At 63.0% G+C, this 18,059-nt stretch carries 19 protein-coding genes; 8 read left to right on the forward strand and 11 right to left on the reverse strand.

The annotated features are described in order from the left end of the window. Positions 1–14 precede the first annotated feature (14 nt). The 3 genes from KI237_RS12615 to KI237_RS12625 all read left to right on the forward strand — a co-directional run bounded on the left by KI237_RS12615 (position 15) and on the right by KI237_RS12625 (position 3,550). Positions 15–1,037: an ABC transporter permease gene (locus tag KI237_RS12615; RefSeq protein WP_053122794.1), complete on the forward strand. Its 1,023-nt coding sequence runs from the start codon at positions 15–17 to the stop codon at positions 1,035–1,037. A 326-nt stretch (positions 1,038–1,363) separates the two neighbouring features. Beyond that, positions 1,364–1,768: a TraR/DksA family transcriptional regulator gene (locus tag KI237_RS12620; RefSeq protein WP_003202859.1), complete on the forward strand. Its 405-nt coding sequence runs from the start codon at positions 1,364–1,366 to the stop codon at positions 1,766–1,768. Between the two features lie 558 nt (positions 1,769–2,326). Continuing rightward, positions 2,327–3,550, forward strand: coding sequence for a methyl-accepting chemotaxis protein (locus tag KI237_RS12625; RefSeq protein ID WP_502937113.1), 1,224 nt, complete (start codon positions 2,327–2,329; stop codon positions 3,548–3,550). Between the two features lie 144 nt (positions 3,551–3,694). Here the strand turns inward: KI237_RS12625 and KI237_RS12630 are convergent, their stop codons facing one another. From KI237_RS12630 to KI237_RS30975, 3 genes are all read right to left on the reverse strand, one after another. After that, a complete protein-coding gene (locus KI237_RS12630) occupies positions 3,695–3,931 on the reverse strand; it encodes a DUF2789 family protein (RefSeq protein ID WP_212800089.1) in 237 nt (78 codons plus the stop codon). Positions 3,932–4,018: 87 nt separating this feature from the next. Then, positions 4,019–4,249 carry a hypothetical protein gene (locus tag KI237_RS12635; RefSeq protein ID WP_212800090.1) on the reverse strand — a complete coding sequence of 77 codons (231 nt, stop codon included), beginning with the start codon at positions 4,247–4,249 and terminating at the stop codon, positions 4,019–4,021. 131 nt (positions 4,250–4,380) lie between these two features. Then, the gene (locus KI237_RS30975; protein ID WP_502937083.1) at positions 4,381–4,617 is read right to left on the reverse strand and encodes a hypothetical protein; all 237 of its coding nucleotides are present in this window, start codon (positions 4,615–4,617) and stop codon (positions 4,381–4,383) included. A 427-nt stretch (positions 4,618–5,044) separates the two neighbouring features. Between KI237_RS30975 and KI237_RS12640 the strand changes: the two genes are divergently transcribed. The 3 genes from KI237_RS12640 (at position 5,045) to KI237_RS12650 (ending at position 7,266) form a co-directional block, all read left to right on the forward strand. Next, positions 5,045–5,494: a hypothetical protein gene (locus KI237_RS12640; protein ID WP_212800593.1), complete on the forward strand. Its 450-nt coding sequence runs from the start codon at positions 5,045–5,047 to the stop codon at positions 5,492–5,494. 184 nt (positions 5,495–5,678) lie between these two features. Continuing rightward, a complete protein-coding gene (locus tag KI237_RS12645) occupies positions 5,679–6,689 on the forward strand; it encodes an ABC transporter substrate-binding protein (protein WP_212800091.1) in 1,011 nt (336 codons plus the stop codon). A gap of 139 nt (positions 6,690–6,828) precedes the next feature. Next, positions 6,829–7,266: a DUF3995 domain-containing protein gene (locus KI237_RS12650; RefSeq protein ID WP_212800092.1), complete on the forward strand. Its 438-nt coding sequence runs from the start codon at positions 6,829–6,831 to the stop codon at positions 7,264–7,266. A gap of 194 nt (positions 7,267–7,460) precedes the next feature. Here the strand turns inward: KI237_RS12650 and KI237_RS12655 are convergent, their stop codons facing one another. From KI237_RS12655 to KI237_RS12685, 7 genes are all read right to left on the reverse strand, one after another. Then, a complete protein-coding gene (locus tag KI237_RS12655; protein ID WP_212800093.1) occupies positions 7,461–7,823 on the reverse strand; it encodes a Na+/H+ antiporter subunit G in 363 nt (120 codons plus the stop codon). Then, positions 7,820–8,098 (reverse strand): K+/H+ antiporter subunit F, encoded by a 279-nt coding sequence (locus tag KI237_RS12660; protein WP_003202841.1) that lies wholly within the window; start codon positions 8,096–8,098, stop codon positions 7,820–7,822. The genes KI237_RS12655 and KI237_RS12660 overlap by 4 nt, the downstream gene beginning before the upstream one ends. After that, the gene (locus KI237_RS12665; protein WP_212800094.1) at positions 8,095–8,583 is read right to left on the reverse strand and encodes a Na+/H+ antiporter subunit E; all 489 of its coding nucleotides are present in this window, start codon (positions 8,581–8,583) and stop codon (positions 8,095–8,097) included. The genes KI237_RS12660 and KI237_RS12665 overlap by 4 nt, the downstream gene beginning before the upstream one ends. After that, positions 8,580–10,265: a monovalent cation/H+ antiporter subunit D gene (locus KI237_RS12670; protein ID WP_212800095.1), complete on the reverse strand. Its 1,686-nt coding sequence runs from the start codon at positions 10,263–10,265 to the stop codon at positions 8,580–8,582. The genes KI237_RS12665 and KI237_RS12670 overlap by 4 nt, the downstream gene beginning before the upstream one ends. Continuing rightward, positions 10,262–10,606: a Na+/H+ antiporter subunit C gene (locus tag KI237_RS12675; protein WP_003202835.1), complete on the reverse strand. Its 345-nt coding sequence runs from the start codon at positions 10,604–10,606 to the stop codon at positions 10,262–10,264. The genes KI237_RS12670 and KI237_RS12675 overlap by 4 nt, the downstream gene beginning before the upstream one ends. After that, positions 10,606–13,530 carry a monovalent cation/H+ antiporter subunit A gene (locus KI237_RS12680; RefSeq protein ID WP_212800096.1) on the reverse strand — a complete coding sequence of 975 codons (2,925 nt, stop codon included), beginning with the start codon at positions 13,528–13,530 and terminating at the stop codon, positions 10,606–10,608. Before KI237_RS12680 ends, KI237_RS12675 begins: the two co-directional genes overlap by 1 nt. A 127-nt stretch (positions 13,531–13,657) precedes the next feature. Continuing rightward, positions 13,658–14,662, reverse strand: coding sequence for a DMT family transporter (locus KI237_RS12685; protein ID WP_212800594.1), 1,005 nt, complete (start codon positions 14,660–14,662; stop codon positions 13,658–13,660). A 12-nt stretch (positions 14,663–14,674) separates the two neighbouring features. Between KI237_RS12685 and KI237_RS12690 the strand changes: the two genes are divergently transcribed. Continuing rightward, positions 14,675–15,238, forward strand: coding sequence for a helix-turn-helix domain-containing protein (locus KI237_RS12690; RefSeq protein WP_003202826.1), 564 nt, complete (start codon positions 14,675–14,677; stop codon positions 15,236–15,238). A gap of 15 nt (positions 15,239–15,253) precedes the next feature. Further along, positions 15,254–16,702 (forward strand): FAD/NAD(P)-binding protein, encoded by a 1,449-nt coding sequence (locus tag KI237_RS12695; protein WP_212800097.1) that lies wholly within the window; start codon positions 15,254–15,256, stop codon positions 16,700–16,702. A 181-nt stretch (positions 16,703–16,883) separates the two neighbouring features. Here KI237_RS12695 and KI237_RS12700 read toward each other — a convergent pair whose 3' ends face one another. Then, complete coding sequence (locus KI237_RS12700) at positions 16,884–17,999, reverse strand: Gfo/Idh/MocA family protein (protein ID WP_212800098.1); 1,116 nt, start codon at positions 17,997–17,999, stop codon at positions 16,884–16,886. Positions 18,000–18,059 lie beyond the last annotated feature (60 nt).

The raw sequence follows: 18,059 nt of genomic DNA on the forward strand, positions 1-18,059 counted from the left end.
AAAGGTAAGTGGCTATGAACGCGATACTGGAAAACAAACCCGCGGCAGCACCGAACAGGACCCGCCGACGGTTGCCGACGGAACTGAGTATCTTCCTGGTGCTGATCGGCATCGGCCTGGTGTTCGAAATGTTCGGCTGGATCATGCGCGACCAGAGTTTCCTGATGAACTCCCAGCGCCTGGTGCTGATGATCCTGCAAGTGTCGATCATCGGCCTGCTGGCCATCGGCGTGACCCAGGTGATCATCACCACCGGTATCGACCTGTCGTCCGGCTCGGTGCTGGCGCTGTCGGCGATGATTGCCGCCAGCCTGGCCCAGACTTCCGACTTCGCCCGGGCGGTGTTTCCCTCCTTGACGGACTTGCCGGTGTGGATACCGGTGGTGGCGGGGCTCGGCGTAGGGCTGCTGGCCGGGGCGATCAACGGCAGCATCATCGCCATGACCGGTATTCCGCCGTTCATTGCCACCCTCGGCATGATGGTCTCGGCCCGTGGCTTGGCGCGCTACTACACCGAAGGCCAACCGGTGAGCATGCTGTCCGATTCCTATACCGCCATTGGGCATGGCGCGATGCCGGTGATCATCTTCCTGGTGGTGGCGGTGATCTTCCACATCGCCCTGCGCTACACCAAGTATGGCAAGTACACCTACGCCATCGGCGGCAACATGCAGGCGGCGCGTACGTCGGGCATCAACGTCAAGCGCCATCTGGTGATCGTCTACAGCATTGCCGGGTTGTTGGCGGGGTTGGCCGGGGTGGTGGCCTCGGCGCGGGCGGCGACCGGACAGGCGGGCATGGGCATGTCCTATGAGCTGGACGCGATTGCCGCGGCCGTGATCGGCGGCACCAGCCTGGCGGGCGGGGTGGGGCGCATCACTGGCACCGTGATCGGGGCGCTGATCCTCGGGGTGATGGCCAGCGGTTTCACCTTCGTCGGTGTCGATGCTTACATCCAGGACATCATCAAGGGGCTGATCATCGTGGTGGCGGTGGTCATCGACCAGTACCGCAACAAGCGCAAACTCAAGCGCTGAGACCCGGAAATTGTGACAAAGCGCCACGCCTGACCCGCGTGGCGTTGCCATTTGTCTTCTCAATACAGCTATTGCACCGAATTTCTTGTTATAAACGCACTCCGATGACTGCCAAAAGCCTGTCAGAGAACATTTGAAGGGGTTGTCGGACATTTTACCTATGTTTTCAGTTGCTGAGGCCTCGACTCGGCCTTAGACTGCCGCCCCTCTTAAATTGAGTGCCGGGTGGCGCTTGGAATAGACGGCGCCTTCCTGATGAGCGTCGCAGCTGCGCTGCGGGACGCTCCATAATTCGCCTTAATGCACGTTTTTTTATAGAGATATCAATGACAAAGGAAAAGTTGCTGGCCATGCCGGCGGATGACTACATGAATGCCGAGCAGCTGGCTTTCTTCACCAAGCTGTTGCAGAACATGAAAGTTGAAACCCACGAGCGCATCGAACAGAACCGAATCGCCATTGAGAGCCTGGACACCCCGGCTGACCCGGCGGACGCTGCTTCCGTAGAAGAAGAGCGTACCTGGCTGGTCAACGCCATCGATCGCGACCAGCGCATGCTGCCTCAGTTGGAGCAGGCCCTGGACCGCATCAACGACGACAGCTTCGGCTGGTGCGACGACAGCGGCGAGCCGATCGGCCTCAAGCGCCTGCTGATCAGCCCGACCACCAAGTACTGCATCGAAGCCCAGGAACGTCACGAACAGATCGACAAGCACCAGCGTCAGGCCTGATTCGCGTTTTCCAAAAAGATCGCGACCTTTTGACGAAGGCCGCGATCTTTTGCTTTCGCCTGTGCTCGTTCGTCTACTCCCGTTGATCTGCTGCAAGAACGCGACTAATGGACCATGGATAATGGCTCTGTAGTGGCGTTTAATGCGGTCATAACAACGAGAGTGTGGGTGACGAACATGGCGACAGACGGAACGCTGACCGGTGCAGTGTCGGCCTCGGTACCTGAGACAAAAAGCACGGCGCGCTGGCTGACGCCGACCTTGCAGAGTCTCGCCCTGGCATTGCTGCTGTGCGGCATGGCCCTGGGCGGCTGGTCGCTGTACCTGGGCCTGCCGCTGGTCATGCTCATCGTCTGGTTGCCACGCCTGCGTTCGCGCGTGGCCGCAGCGTCCGCACCCGCGACCGACACACTGGCCGAGCTGACTCGCGACCTGTCCTACACTACCAGCCATAATGCGCTGTCAGCGGCCGGTGTCGCCTATTCGGTCAAGCAACTGGCCGGCAAGGTCCAGTCCCAACTCGACGCGGCGGCGCAGATCGTCAGCAATGCCGAATCGATGATCGCCACCGAGCAAGCCACTTCGCAACTCAGCCAGCAAGCGCTGGGCGCCGCCAGCGAGGCCCATCGCAGCAGTGTGGCCGGGCGCAGCGAACTGGTGGAATCGATCAGCCGCATGCACCAGCTCAGCCAGCGCGCAAACGACAGCCGTGAGTTGATCGAGGCCTTGAGTGTGCGCAGCGATGAAATCCAGCGGGTCAGCCTGGTGATCCAGTCGATCGCCAGCCAGACCAACCTGCTGGCGCTGAACGCGGCCATCGAGGCGGCGCGGGCTGGTGAGCATGGCCGTGGGTTCGCGGTGGTGGCCGATGAGGTCCGCGGCCTGGCCGGGCGCACGGCTGCGGCGACGGGCGAGGTCGGCGTGATGGTGGCCGACATCCAGCAGCGCACCGCCCAGGTGGTGGAGCAGATCCGTCAACTGGCCGCTGACCTGGACATTGGCGTGCAGCAGGTCGAACACACCGGCCAACACTTGGAAAACATCGCCCGGCTCGCCGCTGGCGTCGAAACCCAGGTCAGCGCCATCGCCGAAGGCACCGACACCAATCGCGAACAACTCGACAGCCTGTTCCACGCCATCGAGCAGATGCGCGGCGACCTGTCCATCAGCGACCAGCAGACCCAGCGCCTGGCCGAGGCGGCGGTACAAATGGAAGGTCAGGCCGAAACCATCAGCGAACGCCTGGCCGAGGTGGGTCTCGACGATTATCACCAACGGGTCTACGACCTAGCGCGGGAAGGGGCGAGCCAGATCGCTGCGCAGTTCGAAGCCGATATCGACCAGGGCCGTGTCAGCCTGGATGACCTGTTCGACCGCAACTACCAGCCCATCCCCAATACCCAGCCAGCCAAATTCCAGACCCGTTTTGACCGTTACACCGACCAGGTACTGCCGGCGATCCAGGAGCCCTTGCTTGCCCGGCATGAGGGCCTGGTGTTTGCGATTGCCTGCACCCAGCAGGGCTATGTGCCGACCCATAACAAGGTCTTCAGCCAACCGCTGACCGGCGATCCCCAGGTGGACACGCTGAATAACCGCACCAAGCGCAAATTCTCCGATCGCACCGGGATCCGCTGCGGCAGCCACCAGCAGCCAGTGCTGCTCCAGACCTACACCCGCGACACGGGTGAGTTGATGCACGATCTTTCGGTCCCGATCATGCTCAAGGGGCGTCACTGGGGAGGCTTGCGCCTGGGCTACAAACCCGAGAAGCCGCGCTAGGCTGCGGGAGCAAAGCTAGCTCGCGATGCAGGCGCCTCGGTTCCCTGGAAAACCGCGTCGTCTTCATCGCGAGCAAGCTTTGCTCCCACAGGTAAATCCCAATCGCCACAAAGGCGCTGGTGCACACGCCAATGGGACTTGCCGCTACTTGCCGTCGTGCAGGCGCACGTTCAGCTGATCCACCAGCACTGCCTCTTCGCCATCGGCGAGCAGCCATTCCCGGAGCAGGTCTTTTTGCTGGTCCGACCAGAAATCGGCCTCCACCAGCTTGGTCTCCGGGGTCAGCGGGTGGGCGATGATGAAGTCGTCAATGGCCTTGTCGTCGGAGGGTAGGCCCAGTTGGTCGAACAGGGTCTTGAGTTCGTGGGAAGGTTGTTCCATGGGAGTCTCCTTTGGGCAGGGCGCCGTCGTGGCGCCTCGGTGCTTCCCTTTATCTGAGGCAAGCGGTCATCAGGAGTTCGATCGGGCTCAGGCTTTCAAGGCCCCTTCGTCCACGGCGGCCTTCAAGGCCTTGGCCGCTTCCCTGGCTGCCTCGGCGGCGATCTCCGCAGTCTTGAACCAGCGATCCTTCTCCACCTGGTGGCAACTGACGGTGGTCAAGGGTGGCTTGGCGCGCATAACGATGACGGCCTGGAACTCGCCTTCGATTTCTCTGGCTTCGCCCCGGATAAAAAATTCGCCGATATCAAATTCCGTCACGTCGCGCCTTCTCCTCGAAGTCATACTATGGGTGCGCGATCCGTCGATGGGCGACGGCTTCGCTGGGCGGGCAGTATGGCAGCAGTTGCCCGTCGACGGCTGAGTTAAGTCATGGACGGGCATAGATAAGCTCAGGCGCTGCGTTCGAGACGCCTGGCCAGGTAGCAGGCTTCGTTATGATCGGTTCGGAATCCTCTTACACGTCCGGTCGATGTTTCCTCAATGTGAAAAAAACACTTGCCCGCCAAAACGACTCGATAACGCGGCTGTATCAACGAAATAGGCAGGCGATCGACGCCGTCGAAGGTGTCAGCTGGATCAGCGATGCAAGGTGGGAAGGGGTGAGGCAGGGTTGTGAAAGTGGCCATGTGAATTCCTTTTCTATGGTTTACCGACGAATTGTCGGGTACTTCGAGTAGTCTCCACGCCGTCGGCTGCTCTAGAATCAGCAGTGTCGTGTGGACGGTTGCGCCTATCTAAAGCAATTTTTTTTGGGCTCGATGTCAGAAAATTGCTTTTTTAAGTGAGAAACTTCCCTAAAGTTAGTAGTCCCATCTTTTCCGATGCTCAGAGTGGCTTTTTCCTTCAGCCTCTGGCGACCCCCCGGGAAAGACGGCGAGAGCGGCAACCTTTAGTCTGCTCTCGGCCCGGGACAGGGCGCGCCGTTCACTTCGAATTTCAGTTACAGGTCCATTACGACACTACAGTCGGCACGGGTTCTCGTGGTCCGTCCTTTGCGCAGGGCGGGCCTTTTTCAAAGATGGGGATGTTTCCTTGGCAGTAAGTAATCTCGACATGCATGCGTTATTCGTACTTGGTGACCTGCGGGCAAAACTGGTCAAACTCTTCCAGTCACGTTTCGTCTACATCACCGAGCAGACCGCCGAAGGTATTTATGTCGCCGAAATCGACACCGAGTCGGCCCTGGTGGTCGATGACAAGCCCAGGCTCGAACTCAAGGTCGGTGATCATTTTCGCGCAGCGGTGTTGCCCAGCCGCGAAGGTGGCAAGTTTGAAATCCGCTTTCGCGAAATCAAGCTGGCGGTCTATGGCCTTGGCGATTACGCCTTCGTCACGACCCCCGGTGGTCAGGCAATCCTGTTCAAGGAAGGCCACAGCGTGGTGACTGTGTTTGCGGCCAACGAACAGCTGCAAGAAGGCTTGACCAAGACCCTGAAGGCGGTCACCGCCAAGGCCGCCAAGTGGCGCAAGGGCGAACTGGTGACCTTCAAGGCCAGCGAGTGATCGCTTCGGACCGCTGAAAAGTGCATAGGCATCGGGCTTGTGGGGCTGTGCGCCCAAACCGCCGACAGTTTCGCAAGATCTCGCTGGAACCTCGGCTACAGTCAATTGACTGAACTATTCAGGGCTTGCGTTCGGTTACGCAGGGCCGTTCAGCTATTGCTGTATCTAGCATGAGGTGCAAAGCATGAAACGAGTTCGACAGTGGCTGGCTGCCTGGGCCACCTTCGCTGTGTTGGTTTCACCCCTTCCGGCGTCGGCCGCCACGGCGCCGATCCACTTTGCCGACTTGAACTGGGAAAGTGGCAGCCTGATCACCGATATCCTGCGGATCATCGTCGAAAAAGGCTATGGGCTTGCGACCGACACATTGCCGGGTACCACCATTACCCTGGAAACCGCCTTGGCCAATAACGACATCCAGGTGATCGGCGAGGAATGGGCCGGTCGTAGCCCGGTGTGGGTCAAGGCCGAGGCCGAAGGCAAGGTGGTTGCCCTGGGTGACACCGTCAAAGGCGCGACCGAAGGCTGGTGGGTACCCGAGTACGTCATCAAGGGCGACCCGGCCAAGGGCATCAAGCCCCTGGCCCCGGACCTGCGCAGTGTCCAGGACCTTGCGCGCTACAAGCATGTGTTCAAGGATCCGGAGAGCCCCGACAAGGGCCGCTTCCTCAACAGTCCCATCGGCTGGACATCGGAAGTGGTGAACAAGCAAAAGCTCAAGGCGTATGGCCTGACCGACAGCTACGTGAACTTCCGCAGCGGCTCGGGGGCGGCGCTGGACGCGGAGATCACATCGTCGATCCGCCGGGGCAAGCCGATCCTGTTCTACTACTGGTCACCCACGCCATTGCTCGGACGTTTCAAGTTGGTGCAGCTGCAAGAGCCGCCGTTCGATGCCGAGGCCTGGAAAACCCTGACCGACGCCGATAACCCCAACCCGAAGCCGACCCGCTCACTGGCCTCGAAACTGTCGATTGGCGTTTCTGCCCCGTTCCAGAAGCAATACCCGGACATTGCCGAGTTCTTCAGCAAAGTCGATTTGCCCATCGAACCGTTGAACAAGGCCCTGGCCGACATGAGCGAGAAACGCACCCCGCCCCGTGAAGCCGCCGAGGCATTCCTCAAGGCACATCCGCAGGTCTGGCAGGCCTGGCTGCCCAAGGAGGTGGCGGACAAAGTGTCTGCCGACCTCTAGGACGGCCTGTGTGCCAACAGGTTGAACTCTTGATCCTGGGCAATGAGTCATTCGTTGGAAACTGGCAACCTGCGCCCGTCCAGCGAAATGCCAAATTCGAGCTAGGATGATTGTTCAACCTTTTTCAGGAGGCTGGCGAATGACGCTTTTATTGGCTCGGTCGCTGGTCGCAATGTTTGCGGCCATCAGCTTGATTCATATGTATTGGGCCCTGGGTGGGCGGTGGGCGGCCAAGGCTGTGGTGCCTCAGGTGCCGGTGAAGCAGGGGGAGGCGCTGCGACCGGCGTTCGATCCCTCGGGCTGGCTGACCTTGCTGGTGGCCCTGGCGCTGCTGATGATTGCGCTGCTGGTGTGCCTGCGGGTCGGCCTGCTGGCGCAGCCGGTCACTCATCGGGCGTTGCAGTGGCTGATCAGCGCGATTGCCTTGCTGATGTTCGCCCGGGCCATTGGCGAATCGAACCTGGTGGGCTTCTTCAAGGAGTTCAAGGACTCGACATTCGCCAGGCTCGACACCTGGGTCTATTCGCCGTTGTGCGTGGTGCTTGGGGCTGGGTTGCTGACGGTGGCCTGGGCCTGATCCTTCTAAAGGCGAACCCGATCCCAAAGGCGAACACAATGTGGCGAGGGAGCTTGCTCCCGCTGGAGGGCGCAGCCCTCCCAAAAAACTGGACACAATCAGCCTGGCACACCGAGGTGACAGGTCTCGGGGCTGCTGCGCACCCCAGCGGGAGCAAGCTCCCTCGCCACAAGGGTGTTCGCCTCAGGTAGCCGTCAGCCGTGCTGCCCGGTTTTGCGACTACTGACCTCCGCTGGCACATCATCCCCAGCCATGCGCTTTCGAAACAATGCCGCCCGGGCCAGCAGCAGGGTGGTCACAGGGACGGTGATGGACAACAGGATCGGTATCAGCCAGGCGTGCAATACCGGCCCGGACTTGAGCGCGGAAAAGTAGATGATCGAAGCCAGCGCCACGCACCAGGCCCCCAGTGTGGACGCCAGGGCCGGTGGGTGCATGCGCTGGAAATAATCCTTCAGCCGCACCAGGCCGATGGCTCCGGCCAGGGCGCAGAGGCTGCTGAGCACCAGCAGGATCGCCACCGGAATTTCGACCCACATCGACAGTTCGCCGGTCATTCGATCACCTCGCCGCGCAGCAGGAACTTGGCCAGGGCAAACGAGCCGACAAAGCCGAACAGGGCGATCAGCAGCGCCGCCTCGAAATAGGTGTCACTGGCATAACGGATGCCCAGCACCAACATCATCAGCATCGCCACGATGTACAGGTAGTCCAGGGCCAATACCCGATCCTGGGCCGATGGGCCCTTGAACAGCCGCCACAGGGTCAACACCATCGCCAGGGAGAACAGGAACAGGCTCAACAGGATCGCGTTGGACAGCAAGGGGCTCATTGGAAAATCTCCATCAACGGGCGCTCGTAGGTGGCCTTGAAATGGGCGATGAAGGACGCCTCGTCCGCCAGATCGAACACATGCAACAACAGGATGCTGCGGTCCAGGGCCAGTTCCGACCAGACGGTCCCGGGAACCACCGTGGTGATCATCGACAGCGCCGCCAGGCCGTTGGCGTCGTGCAGGTCCAGCGGCACCTTGACGAACCGCGAGCGTGGCGGGCGGCGGCTGGCGTTCAGTACACCCCAGGCCACCGCCAGGTTGGACACCAGTACGTCGCGGCCCACCAGCAGGAACAAGCGCAACACTACCCACGGCCGACGGATACGGATCGGCCGCGGTCGCAGCGGACGCATCATCAGCGGTGCCAGGAAGCCCAGCGCGGCCCCCAGCAACAGGTGGCCAGCGCTCAGTGACAGGTTCATCACCAGCCACAGTATCCACAGTGCCAGGGACAGCCACGGGGCGGGGAACAGGCGCTTCATGGCTGCACCTCCCGCAAGGCGGCGCGAGTTTCGGGGCTGGGCACGGCGCGAGTGGCGAGGACCGACATCACGTAGTGCTCCGGATTGTTCAGCGCATCGGCCGCCGATTGTGTATAGCGCAGCAGCGGCTCGGCCTTGAAGGTCAGGGCGATGCCCAGGCCCAGCAGCACGATGATCGGCAGGCATTCGAACGGTCGCAGCAACGGCGACGGGCGTTCCTGGGGCGTCCAGAACCGTTGGATGCCCAGCCGCGAGAACGCGATCAACGAGGCCAGCCCCGACAGGATCAGCAGCGCCAACAGGCCCCACGCCTGGTTCGATACCTGCCCCCCGACGCTGGCTTCGAGCCCCTGAGGATTGAGCAAGGCGCTCAGCAAACTCAGCTTGCCGATGAACCCCGACAACGGCGGCATGCCGATAATCAACAGCGCACAGAAGATAAAGCTCAAGCCAAGGAAGGCCATGGTCCAGGGAATCACTTGCCCAACCACGGCTTTCTGCTCGTCATCGAGGTTGATGCCCTTGGGCGGTTGCAAGGATTCCAGCGGTCGCGGCAAGGTGTCGAAGTCGTCGTCCAGGGCCATGTCATTGGCCGAGCGCGAACGTTCGATCAGCTCCGCCAGCAAGAACAGCGCGCAGAGTGCCAGGGTCGAACTCACCAGGTAAAACAGCGCCGCGCCCACCAGGTTGGGTTGGGCGAAGCCGATGGCTGACAACAGGATCCCGGCCGACACCAGGATGCTCAGGCTCGCCATGCGCTCCAGGCGTTGGGCCGCCAGAATGGCGATGGCGGCGCAGACGATGGTCGCCATGCCGCCATAGACCAGCCAGTCGGCGCCGAAATACGCCGAGGCGCCGGCCTGGCCGGAGAACAGCAACGTCCACAGGCGCAGGATCGTGTAGACGCCAACCTTGGTCATGATCGCAAACAGCGCCGCCACTGGTGCGCTGGCGGCGCTATAGGCCGGCACCAGCCAGAAGTTCAGCGGCCACATGCCAGCCTTGGCCAGGAACGCCACTGCGAGGATGCCTGCCCCTGCGTGCAGCAAGCCGCGGTCGGCCTCTGGTACCAGCGGGATTTTCAGGGCCAGGTCGGCCATGTTCAACGTGCCGGTAACGCCATAGATCAGCGCTGCGCCGATCAGGAACAACGACGAAGCCAGCAGATTGATGGAGATGTAGTGCAAACCCGACGACACCCGCGCCCGGCCCGAACCGTGCAGCAGCAAGCCGTAGGAGGCCGCCAGCAGCACCTCGAAGAACACGAACAGGTTGAACAGGTCCGCCGTCAGGAAGGCGCCGTAGAGGCCCATCAACTGGATCTGGAACAGCGCGTGGAAACTCGCCCCGGCGCGGTCCCAGCGGGCCATGGCGAAGAGCAGGGCGCTGACGCCAATGATGCCGGTCAGTACCAGCATCAGCGCCGACAGGCGATCGACCACCAGGACAATGCCGAACGGCGCCTGCCAGTTGCCAGGCAGATACACACCAATGGACGCGGGCAGGGCCTGGTCCTGGGTCCAGTACAGCAACAGTACGGCGATGCCCAGGCCCAGCAGGCTGGAAAGCAGATTGATCCGGGCCTTGAGCGGGCGGTGTTTCTCGCCCAGCATCAGCATCAACGCGGCGGTCAGCAGCGGCAGCAGGATGGGCGCGGCGATCAGATGGGGGGTCAACATCATTCCTTGGGCTCCCGTCCGTCCACGTGGTCGGTACCGGTCAGTCCTCGGGACGCCAGCAGTACCACCAGGAACAGCGCGGTCATGGCGAAGCTGATCACGATGGCGGTCAGCACCAGGGCCTGGGGCAGCGGGTCGGTATAGTGCAGCAGGTCCTGGGGCACGCCGTCCTTGATGATCGGCTCCTTGCCGATGAACAGGCTGCCCATGCTGAAGATGAACAGGTTGACGCCGTAGGACAGCAGGCACAGGCCCATGACCACCTGGAAGGTCCGTGGCCGCAACACCAGCCAGACACCGGAAGCGGCCAGTACGCCGATTGCGATTGCGATGACTTCTTCCATCAGGCGGTGGCTCCTTTGGCGGGGGCAATGGGTTTGGCTTGCAGGCCCGGCTTATGGGCCCGCACCGACTGGTGCGCCAGGGCGGTGAGGATCAACAGCGTGGAGCCGACCACCACGGCGTACACACCGATGTCGAAGAACAGCGCGCTGGCCACATGGAGATCACCCAGCAGCGGTAATTCGAAATGCCAGGTGTGGGTGGTCATGAACGGGTAACCCACGGCCATCGATCCCAGGCCCGTGGCGGTGGCGAACAACAGCCCGGTGCCCATCCAACGCAGTGGACGCAGGCTCATTTGCGCTTCGACCCACTGAGTGCCGGCAACCATGTATTGCAGGATGAACGCCACCGACATCACCAACCCGGCCACGAAGCCGCCACCGGGTTGATTGTGGCCGCGCATGAACAGGTAGAACGACACCACCAGGGCGATCGGCAGCAGCAAGCGCACCAGCACCGACGGCACCATCATGAAGCCCAATGCGGTGTCGCTGGCATGGCGCGGGTTGACCAGGTCGGTGACCACGTCCGGCGCGAGCAGACGCTGTTGCGCCGGCAGTTGCATGCTTTCCTTCGGTGGACGGAAACGCCGCAGCAGGGCGAACACCGCCAAGGCCACCGCCACCAGCACGGTGATTTCCCCGAGGGTGTCGAAGCCCCGGAAATCCACCAGCATCACGTTCACCACATTGCTGCCGCCACCTTCGGGCAGGGCACGGCTCAAGTAGAACGAAGAAATGTCGTTAGGCGTCTGCCGCGTGAGCATCGCATAGGACAACAGCGCCATGCCGCCGCCGACGGCGATGGACAGCAGCAGGTCCCGCAGGCGTCGGATACGCGCGCGCCGCTCGCTGTTGGGCAGCGGTGAGACGTCCTCGATCCGCCGTGGCAGCCAGCGCAGGCCCAGCAGGATCAGCACGGTGGTGACCACTTCCACCACCAGTTGCGTCAAGGCCAGGTCGGGGGCGGAGAACCAGACGAAGGTTACGCAGGTCATCAGGCCGCAGACGCTGACCATGGTCAGGGCCGCGAGCCGGTGGTACTTGGCCTGCCAGGCCGCGCCCAGGGCACAGGCGATTGCCAGCAGCCACAGGGTGACGAAGACGATGGAACCGGGGATCTTCGGCCGGTCGCCCCAGACCAGCGTGCTGTGCAGCATCGGGATCAGCCCCGCGAGCACGGCGGCGAGGACCAGCCAGAACAACTGGGCCTGCAGGCGGCGGGTGCTGATCCGTCGTTCCAGGCGCCGGCCCTGGCGCATCATCAGCACCAGGCAGCGCTCGAACAGGCGCTTGCCGCTGAGGCGGCCAATGAACGGCGGATGCTTGATATGCCCCTGCCTGAGCTGGTTGCGCAGCAGCAGGTACAGCACGATGCCGCCGGACATCGCCACCAGGCTCATGATCATCGGCGCGTTCAGGCCGTGCCAGATCGCCAGGCTGTACTGCGGCAGTGTGCCGCCCACCACCGGCAGTGCAGCCGCCGCGAGCAACGCGCCGACCACCTGGGCCGGAAAGATCCCCACCAACAGGCAGGTGAACACCAGCAACTCCACCGGCGCGCGCATCCAGCGCGGTGGTTCGTGGGGGGTATGGGGCAGGTCGGTGGCGGTGGGGCCGAAGAACACGTCCACGGTGAATCGCAAGGAGTAGGCGACGCTGAAGGTCCCGGCGATGGTGGCGATGATCGGCAGCGCCAGTTCGACCCAGGCCGTGGCGGAAATGAACACGGTCTCGGCGAAGAACATTTCCTTGGACAGGAAACCATTGAGCAGCGGCACCCCGGCCATCGCCGCGCTAGCGACCATGGCCAGGGTCGCGGTGAACGGAATCAGTCGCACCAGGCCGCTGAGCCTGCGAATGTCGCGGGTGCCGCTTTCGTGGTCGATGATCCCGGCGGCCATGAACAGCGAGGCCTTGAAGGTGGCGTGGTTGAGGATATGAAACACGGCCGCCACGGCCGCCAGTGGACTGTTCAGGCCCAGCAGCAGGGTGATCAGCCCGAGGTGGCTGATGGTGGAGTAGGCCAGCAGGCCCTTGAGGTCGTTCTGGAACATTGCGCAGTAGGCGCCCAGCAGCAACGTACAGGCCCCCGCGCCGCCGACGATGTAGAACCACTCTTCGCTGCCCGACAGCGACGGCCATAACCGCGCCAACAGGAACACCCCGGCCTTGACCATGGTGGCCGAGTGCAGGTACGCCGACACCGGCGTGGGGGCGGCCATGGCATGGGGCAGCCAGAAATGGAAAGGGAATTGTGCGCTTTTGCTCAGGGCGCCGATCAGGATCAGCGGCAGCAGGATGGGGTAGAGGGCATGAGTACGGATCAAGTCGCCGGCGGCCAGGACCTTGTCCAGGTCATAGCTGCCCACCACATGGCCGAGCAGCATCACCCCGGCCAACAGGCACAGACCGCCAGCCCCGGTCACCATCAACGCCATATAGGCTCCACGCCTGGCGTCGGCGCGGTGGTGCCAGTAACCGATCAGCAGGAACGAGAACAGGCTGGTCAGTTCCCAGAAGAACACCATCTGGATCAGGTTGCCCGAGATCACCAGGCCGAGCATGGCGCCCATGAACGCCAGGAAAAACGCGAAGAAGCGCGGCACTGGATCGTCCGGCGACATGTAGTAGCGGGCATACAACGACACCAGCGTGCCAATGCCCAGCACCAGCAGCGAGAACAGCCAGGCGAAGCCGTCCAGGCGCAGGACGAAGTCCAGGCCCAGGCTGGGCAGCCAGGAATAGGTTTCACGGATCACGCCGCCGTCGGCGATCTGCGGGTACAACAAGGCCACCTGCACAGTGCCGACCAGGGCCACGAGGCCGGCCAGCAGCGATTCGGCGTTACGGGCGTTATGCGGCAGCAGCGCCGCGACACAGCTGCCGATGAAGGGCAAAAGCAATAGAACTATCAGTGACATAGGCTTCTATTCGGCGGTAGGTTCTCAAGGATCATACGTACCCTGACCCGGATCACCAACCGCGAGGATGTCGCAGAATCCTACAAGATAGGTGGAGTTTTCTGACTTTGCCGGGATTCAGGCAGCCTCAGCCCTCACGCTCCAACACTTCGTCCGCGTCGATGGCGACTTTGCTCCGTGTCTTCAACTCACTGACAATCACCGCCGCCACGATCAGCGCCGCGCCGAACAATGCGATCGCCGGCAGCCGCTCGCCTGCCAGACGCCCGGCAATGCCGGCCCACACTGGCTCGCCGGCATAGATCAGCGTGGCGCGGGTCGGTGAGACGCTTTTCTGTGCCCAATTCATCGCCACCTGGATCGCTGCGCTGGCGGCGCCAAGGCCCACGGCGCTGACCAGCAGCAACATGGAAAAGTCCGGGATCGCTTCCTGGGTCGGCACCACCATCAGGAAGGCCAGCACCGCCGTGGTTGCCAGTTGCACCACGGTCACCCGGCGCACATCGACCTGGCCGGCATAGGCGCTGATCAGGATGATCTCGGCGGCAATCGCGATGGCACTGATCAACGTGGCGATTTCACCGGGGCTGAAGTTCAGCGAGGCCCCGGCCGGGCCCGACACCAGCATCAGCCCGGTGAACGCCAGCATGATCCCGATGCTGGGCATCAGGCTAGGGCGACGGCCCAGCACCAGCCATTGCAACAAGGGCACGAACGGCACGTACAGCGCGGTGATGAAGGCCGATTGGCTGCTGGGGATGGTTTGCAGGCCGACGGTCTGCAAGCCGTAGCCGAGCATGATTGCCACGCCGATGAAACAGCCTGCCTTGAGTTCGAACAGCGTCAGGTCGCGCAGGTGACGCCAGGAGAACAGCGCGACAAATGCGGCCGCGGCGGCAAAGCGCAGGCCGACGAAAAACATCGGTCCGCTGACCGTCATGGCATGCTGCACCAACAGGAACGTCCCGCCCCAGATCATGGTGATCAGCACCAGCACGCATTCGGCCTTGCTGAACCTTGAGAAACGGGAGGAAGCTTGCGGGGAGTTCACCGATGCCATGACCTTGCGCGCCACTTGAGGCGGACGCACAATGCGCCCGAAGTTGGGCAGTATAATGCGCAACCCAGCCATGTGAGCAATATAGTGCACAAAGAATCCGGCCAGCGGGCGTCCGTCCTGCAACACGTCAGCCAGAACGTCCGTCGCCTGCGGCATGCCGCCGAGCTCAGCCAGACCGCGTTGGCCGAGTTGTCGGGGGTCAGCCGGCGGATGTTGGTGGCCATCGAGGCGGGCGAAAAGAACGTCAGCCTGACTACTCTGGATCGCGTCGCCGAAGCCCTCGACGTGGCTTTCAGTGACTTGATCCAGGCCCCCGATGCCCGCGACCCGAGCCGCATCAACGAACTGGCCTGGGCCGGGACCATTGCCGGCAGCAAAGCCGTATTGCTCGCCAAGGCCACCGCCAGCCGCGAGGTGGAACTCTGGGAGTGGCGCCTGGAGCCCGGCGAGTATTACCCTTCAGAGCCCGACGCCGACGGTTGGAGCGAGCAACTCTACGTATTCGAGGGCTGCCTGACGCTGCTGTTGGGCAGCGAGGAGCGTCGGATTGGCGCCGGTGAGTTTTTCATGTTCGCCAGCAACCAGCCCCATGCCTATCGCAACGATGGCCCGGTGGCGGCGAGATTCGTACGCAACGTGGTGATTTGATTCCTGGAGAGCGGTATGGACACAGCGCTGGAGCGACATGAGCAGGGCATCACCCGGGAGGCCGATATCCTGATCATCGGCGGCGGCCTGAGCGGTGCCATGCTGGCCGCGCAGCTGCTGCGCCTGCCGGGCCGGCGTGAGGTGCTGATTGTCGAGCCGCGCAGTGAACTGGGCCGGGGCGAGGCCTACAGTGCCGTGGAGCTGGGGCACACCTTGAACGGCAACGCGGCGCGGATGAGCGTCGAACCGGACAACGCCGATGACCTGACCCAATGGCTCACCGCGTTCATCGAGGCTGGCGGCTGGCCCGAGTCGGATCAACAGCACGTGCCGATCAGCGAGTTGTTCCCGCCCCGGGGGATGTTTGGCCTCTATGTCCAGCAACGTCTGGCCGAGGCTCGCGAGTTGGGCGCACGAAACGGTTCGACCGCCGAGCACGTGCGTGGGGAGGCCGTGGACCTGCGGGTTGCTGACGATGCCGTAATGCTGAAGCTGGATGACGGCCAGGTCTTGCGCGGCCGTTTCGCGGTACTGGCCACCGGCATGTTCCCGGCGGCGCGAACCCCGCAAACCGAATCCAGCGGCTTGAATGCCGCGGCCCTGGACCCCTGGGATGTGGCTGCGATGCGCCAGCTCGATCCGCAGTCCACGGTGCTGATCATCGGCTCGGGACTGACCATGGTCGATGCCGTCGTGTCCCTGGAGCAGGCCGGGCACCGTGGGCCGATCGAAGTGTTTTCCCGTCATGGTTTGTTGCCCCATGTGCGCCGCCAGCCACCTGCCTGGGTGGATTTTCTCGCCGACGATCACAGCCTGCGCTCGCCACGTCAATTGATGCGGGCCCTGCGCGAGCAATGCCGTCAGGCCCAGGCTCAGGGTGTCGATTGGCAGGCTCCGTTGGACACGGTGCGCGCGCACATCGGGCGGTTGTGGAACCAGGCCAGTGATGTGCAACGCCGGCAGTTCGTCCGGCATGTACGACCATGGTGGGAGAGCCATCACCATCGTTCGCCACCGCTGAGCGCCGAACGGGTGGCGCGCCTGCACGAAGAAGGGCGGTTGCGGATCCAGGCGGCATCGTTCAAGGGGCTGGTGTCCTCTGCCGAGGGCACGCTGGGAATTACCATCCGTCGCCGGGGCGAGGCCGGGTTGACCGTGGTGCAGGGCGCGGCACTGATCAACTCCAGCGGCATCGAGTATGACTGGCGCCGGGTTGCGCGACCGTTGCCGCAACAGCTGTTGGCCCGGGGGCTGATCCAGCCCGGGCCGCTGGCCCTGGGCATCGCCGCGCGTGCTGACGGTGCGGTGTTGGATGCCAACGGCAAGCCCGCCGAACGCCTGTTCGCCATGGGCCCGCCACTGCGGGGGATGTGGTGGGAAAGTACTGCCGTGACTGATGTGGCGAGTCAGGCCAAGGCGTTGGCGGGGCGGTTGGCTGAACTGCAAGCCCAGGACCCAGGCTGAGCAGCGTTTCCTGTGGCGAGGGGATTTATCCCCGCTGCGTGGGAGCAAAGCTTGCTCGCGATGCAGGCGCCTCGGTTCCCAGGGGGACCGCGTCATCTTCATCGCGGGCAAGCCTTGCTCCCACAGATGGGGATAAATTCCCTTTCCACAGGGGGCACACAAAATGGGCACAAATGAGCGCTTATAGCTCGCTGATGCTCACCCAACGCTCCTCCCGCGCCGCCACACGAATCGCCGCCGCCAGCCGCTCCACTTCCCAGGCCTCTTCGAAGTCGGTCCCGCTGCCGCCTTCGCCGGCGAGGGCCATCATCAATTCGTGCACTTCCAGGGTCTTCAATTCGTTGTACCCCAACTGGTGCCCGGCCGCCGGACTGAACGCGGCATACCCCGGTAAATCCGGACCGGCCAGCAGGCGCTGGAAACCTGCCTGGCCGACGCGACACAGGCGCAGTTCATTGAGCCGTTCCTGATCGAACACCAGCGTGCCGAGGGTGCCGCTGATCTCGAAGCTCAGGTGGTTCTTGTAGCCGTGCTTGAGCCAACTGCTGCTCACCGTGCCTCGGGCGCCATTGGCGAAACGCAGCAGGGCGTGGACCTGGTCGTCCACCGCAATGGCGCGTTGTTCGGCATTGCCTGCGCTGGCGGGGCGTTGGCGGTGCACGGTCTGGCTGTCGGCGCACACCGCTTCGACGTCGCCCAACAGGTGACGGGCCATGGCCAGCAAGTGACTGCCCAGGTCGGCCAGTGCGCCGCCGGCGTGGGCCGCTTCGCAACGCCATGACCACGGCGAGGCGGGGTCGGCCATGAAGTCTTCACTGAATTCGCCCTGGAAACTGATGATCTGTCCCAGTTCCCCGCGCTGGATCATGTCCCGCGCCAGTTGGATGATCGGGTTGTGCTGGTAGTTGTAGCCGACCCGCGTCACCACCCCGGCGGTCTTGGCTGCCTGGCGCATCTGCTCGGCCTGTTCCAGGGACACCGCCAGGGGCTTTTCGCAATAGACCGGCTTGCCCGCCGCCAACGCCGCCATGGCCATGGGGAAGTGCAGGTGGTTGGGCGTGGTGATGGCGATCAGATTGACCTTCGGGTCGTCGATCAGTTGTTGCCAGTCGCTGTGAGCCGTCTCGAACCCCCAGCTGTGGGCACATTGCCGGGCACGCTGCGGATCGGCGTCGGCCAGGGCCGCCAGTTTCAGGTTCAGGGGGAGGTCGAACACCGCCTTGGCGTTGTGGAATGCCAAGGCATGGGCACGGCCCATGAAGCCGGTGCCAATCAGACCGATGCCGAGTTCACGCATGAGGAAGAGCCCTTTGAATTGTTATTTTCAGGAGGGCTATTTATGGAATAAATATTCTTT

The sequence above is a fragment of the Pseudomonas sp. St316 genome (assembly GCF_018325905.1).
Classification (GTDB): Bacteria; Pseudomonadota; Gammaproteobacteria; order Pseudomonadales; family Pseudomonadaceae; genus Aquipseudomonas.

Bases quoted from the DNA above. Each gene is read 5' to 3' on its own strand.
- KI237_RS12640 (WP_212800593.1), top strand. From the start codon at position 5,045: ATGCATGCGTTATTCGTACTTGGTGACCTGCGGGCAAAACTGGTCAAA.
- KI237_RS12620 (WP_003202859.1), top strand. From the start codon at position 1,364: ATGACAAAGGAAAAGTTGCTGGCCATGCCGGCGGATGACTACATGAAT.
- KI237_RS12685 (WP_212800594.1), bottom strand. From the start codon at position 14,662: ATGGCTGGGTTGCGCATTATACTGCCCAACTTCGGGCGCATTGTGCGT.
- KI237_RS12700 (WP_212800098.1), bottom strand. From the start codon at position 17,999: ATGCGTGAACTCGGCATCGGTCTGATTGGCACCGGCTTCATGGGCCGT.
- KI237_RS12675 (WP_003202835.1), bottom strand. From the start codon at position 10,606: ATGGAAGAAGTCATCGCAATCGCAATCGGCGTACTGGCCGCTTCCGGT.
- KI237_RS12615 (WP_053122794.1), top strand. From the start codon at position 15: ATGAACGCGATACTGGAAAACAAACCCGCGGCAGCACCGAACAGGACC.
- KI237_RS12645 (WP_212800091.1), top strand. From the start codon at position 5,679: ATGAAACGAGTTCGACAGTGGCTGGCTGCCTGGGCCACCTTCGCTGTG.
- KI237_RS12665 (WP_212800094.1), bottom strand. From the start codon at position 8,583: ATGAAGCGCCTGTTCCCCGCCCCGTGGCTGTCCCTGGCACTGTGGATA.
- KI237_RS12660 (WP_003202841.1), bottom strand. From the start codon at position 8,098: ATGAGCCCCTTGCTGTCCAACGCGATCCTGTTGAGCCTGTTCCTGTTC.
- KI237_RS30975 (WP_502937083.1), bottom strand. From the start codon at position 4,617: ATGGCCACTTTCACAACCCTGCCTCACCCCTTCCCACCTTGCATCGCT.
- KI237_RS12650 (WP_212800092.1), top strand. From the start codon at position 6,829: ATGACGCTTTTATTGGCTCGGTCGCTGGTCGCAATGTTTGCGGCCATC.
- KI237_RS12630 (WP_212800089.1), bottom strand. From the start codon at position 3,931: ATGGAACAACCTTCCCACGAACTCAAGACCCTGTTCGACCAACTGGGC.
- KI237_RS12670 (WP_212800095.1), bottom strand. From the start codon at position 10,265: ATGATGTTGACCCCCCATCTGATCGCCGCGCCCATCCTGCTGCCGCTG.
- KI237_RS12625 (WP_502937113.1), top strand. From the start codon at position 2,327: ATGATCGCCACCGAGCAAGCCACTTCGCAACTCAGCCAGCAAGCGCTG.
- KI237_RS12680 (WP_212800096.1), bottom strand. From the start codon at position 13,530: ATGTCACTGATAGTTCTATTGCTTTTGCCCTTCATCGGCAGCTGTGTC.
- KI237_RS12695 (WP_212800097.1), top strand. From the start codon at position 15,254: ATGGACACAGCGCTGGAGCGACATGAGCAGGGCATCACCCGGGAGGCC.
- KI237_RS12655 (WP_212800093.1), bottom strand. From the start codon at position 7,823: ATGACCGGCGAACTGTCGATGTGGGTCGAAATTCCGGTGGCGATCCTG.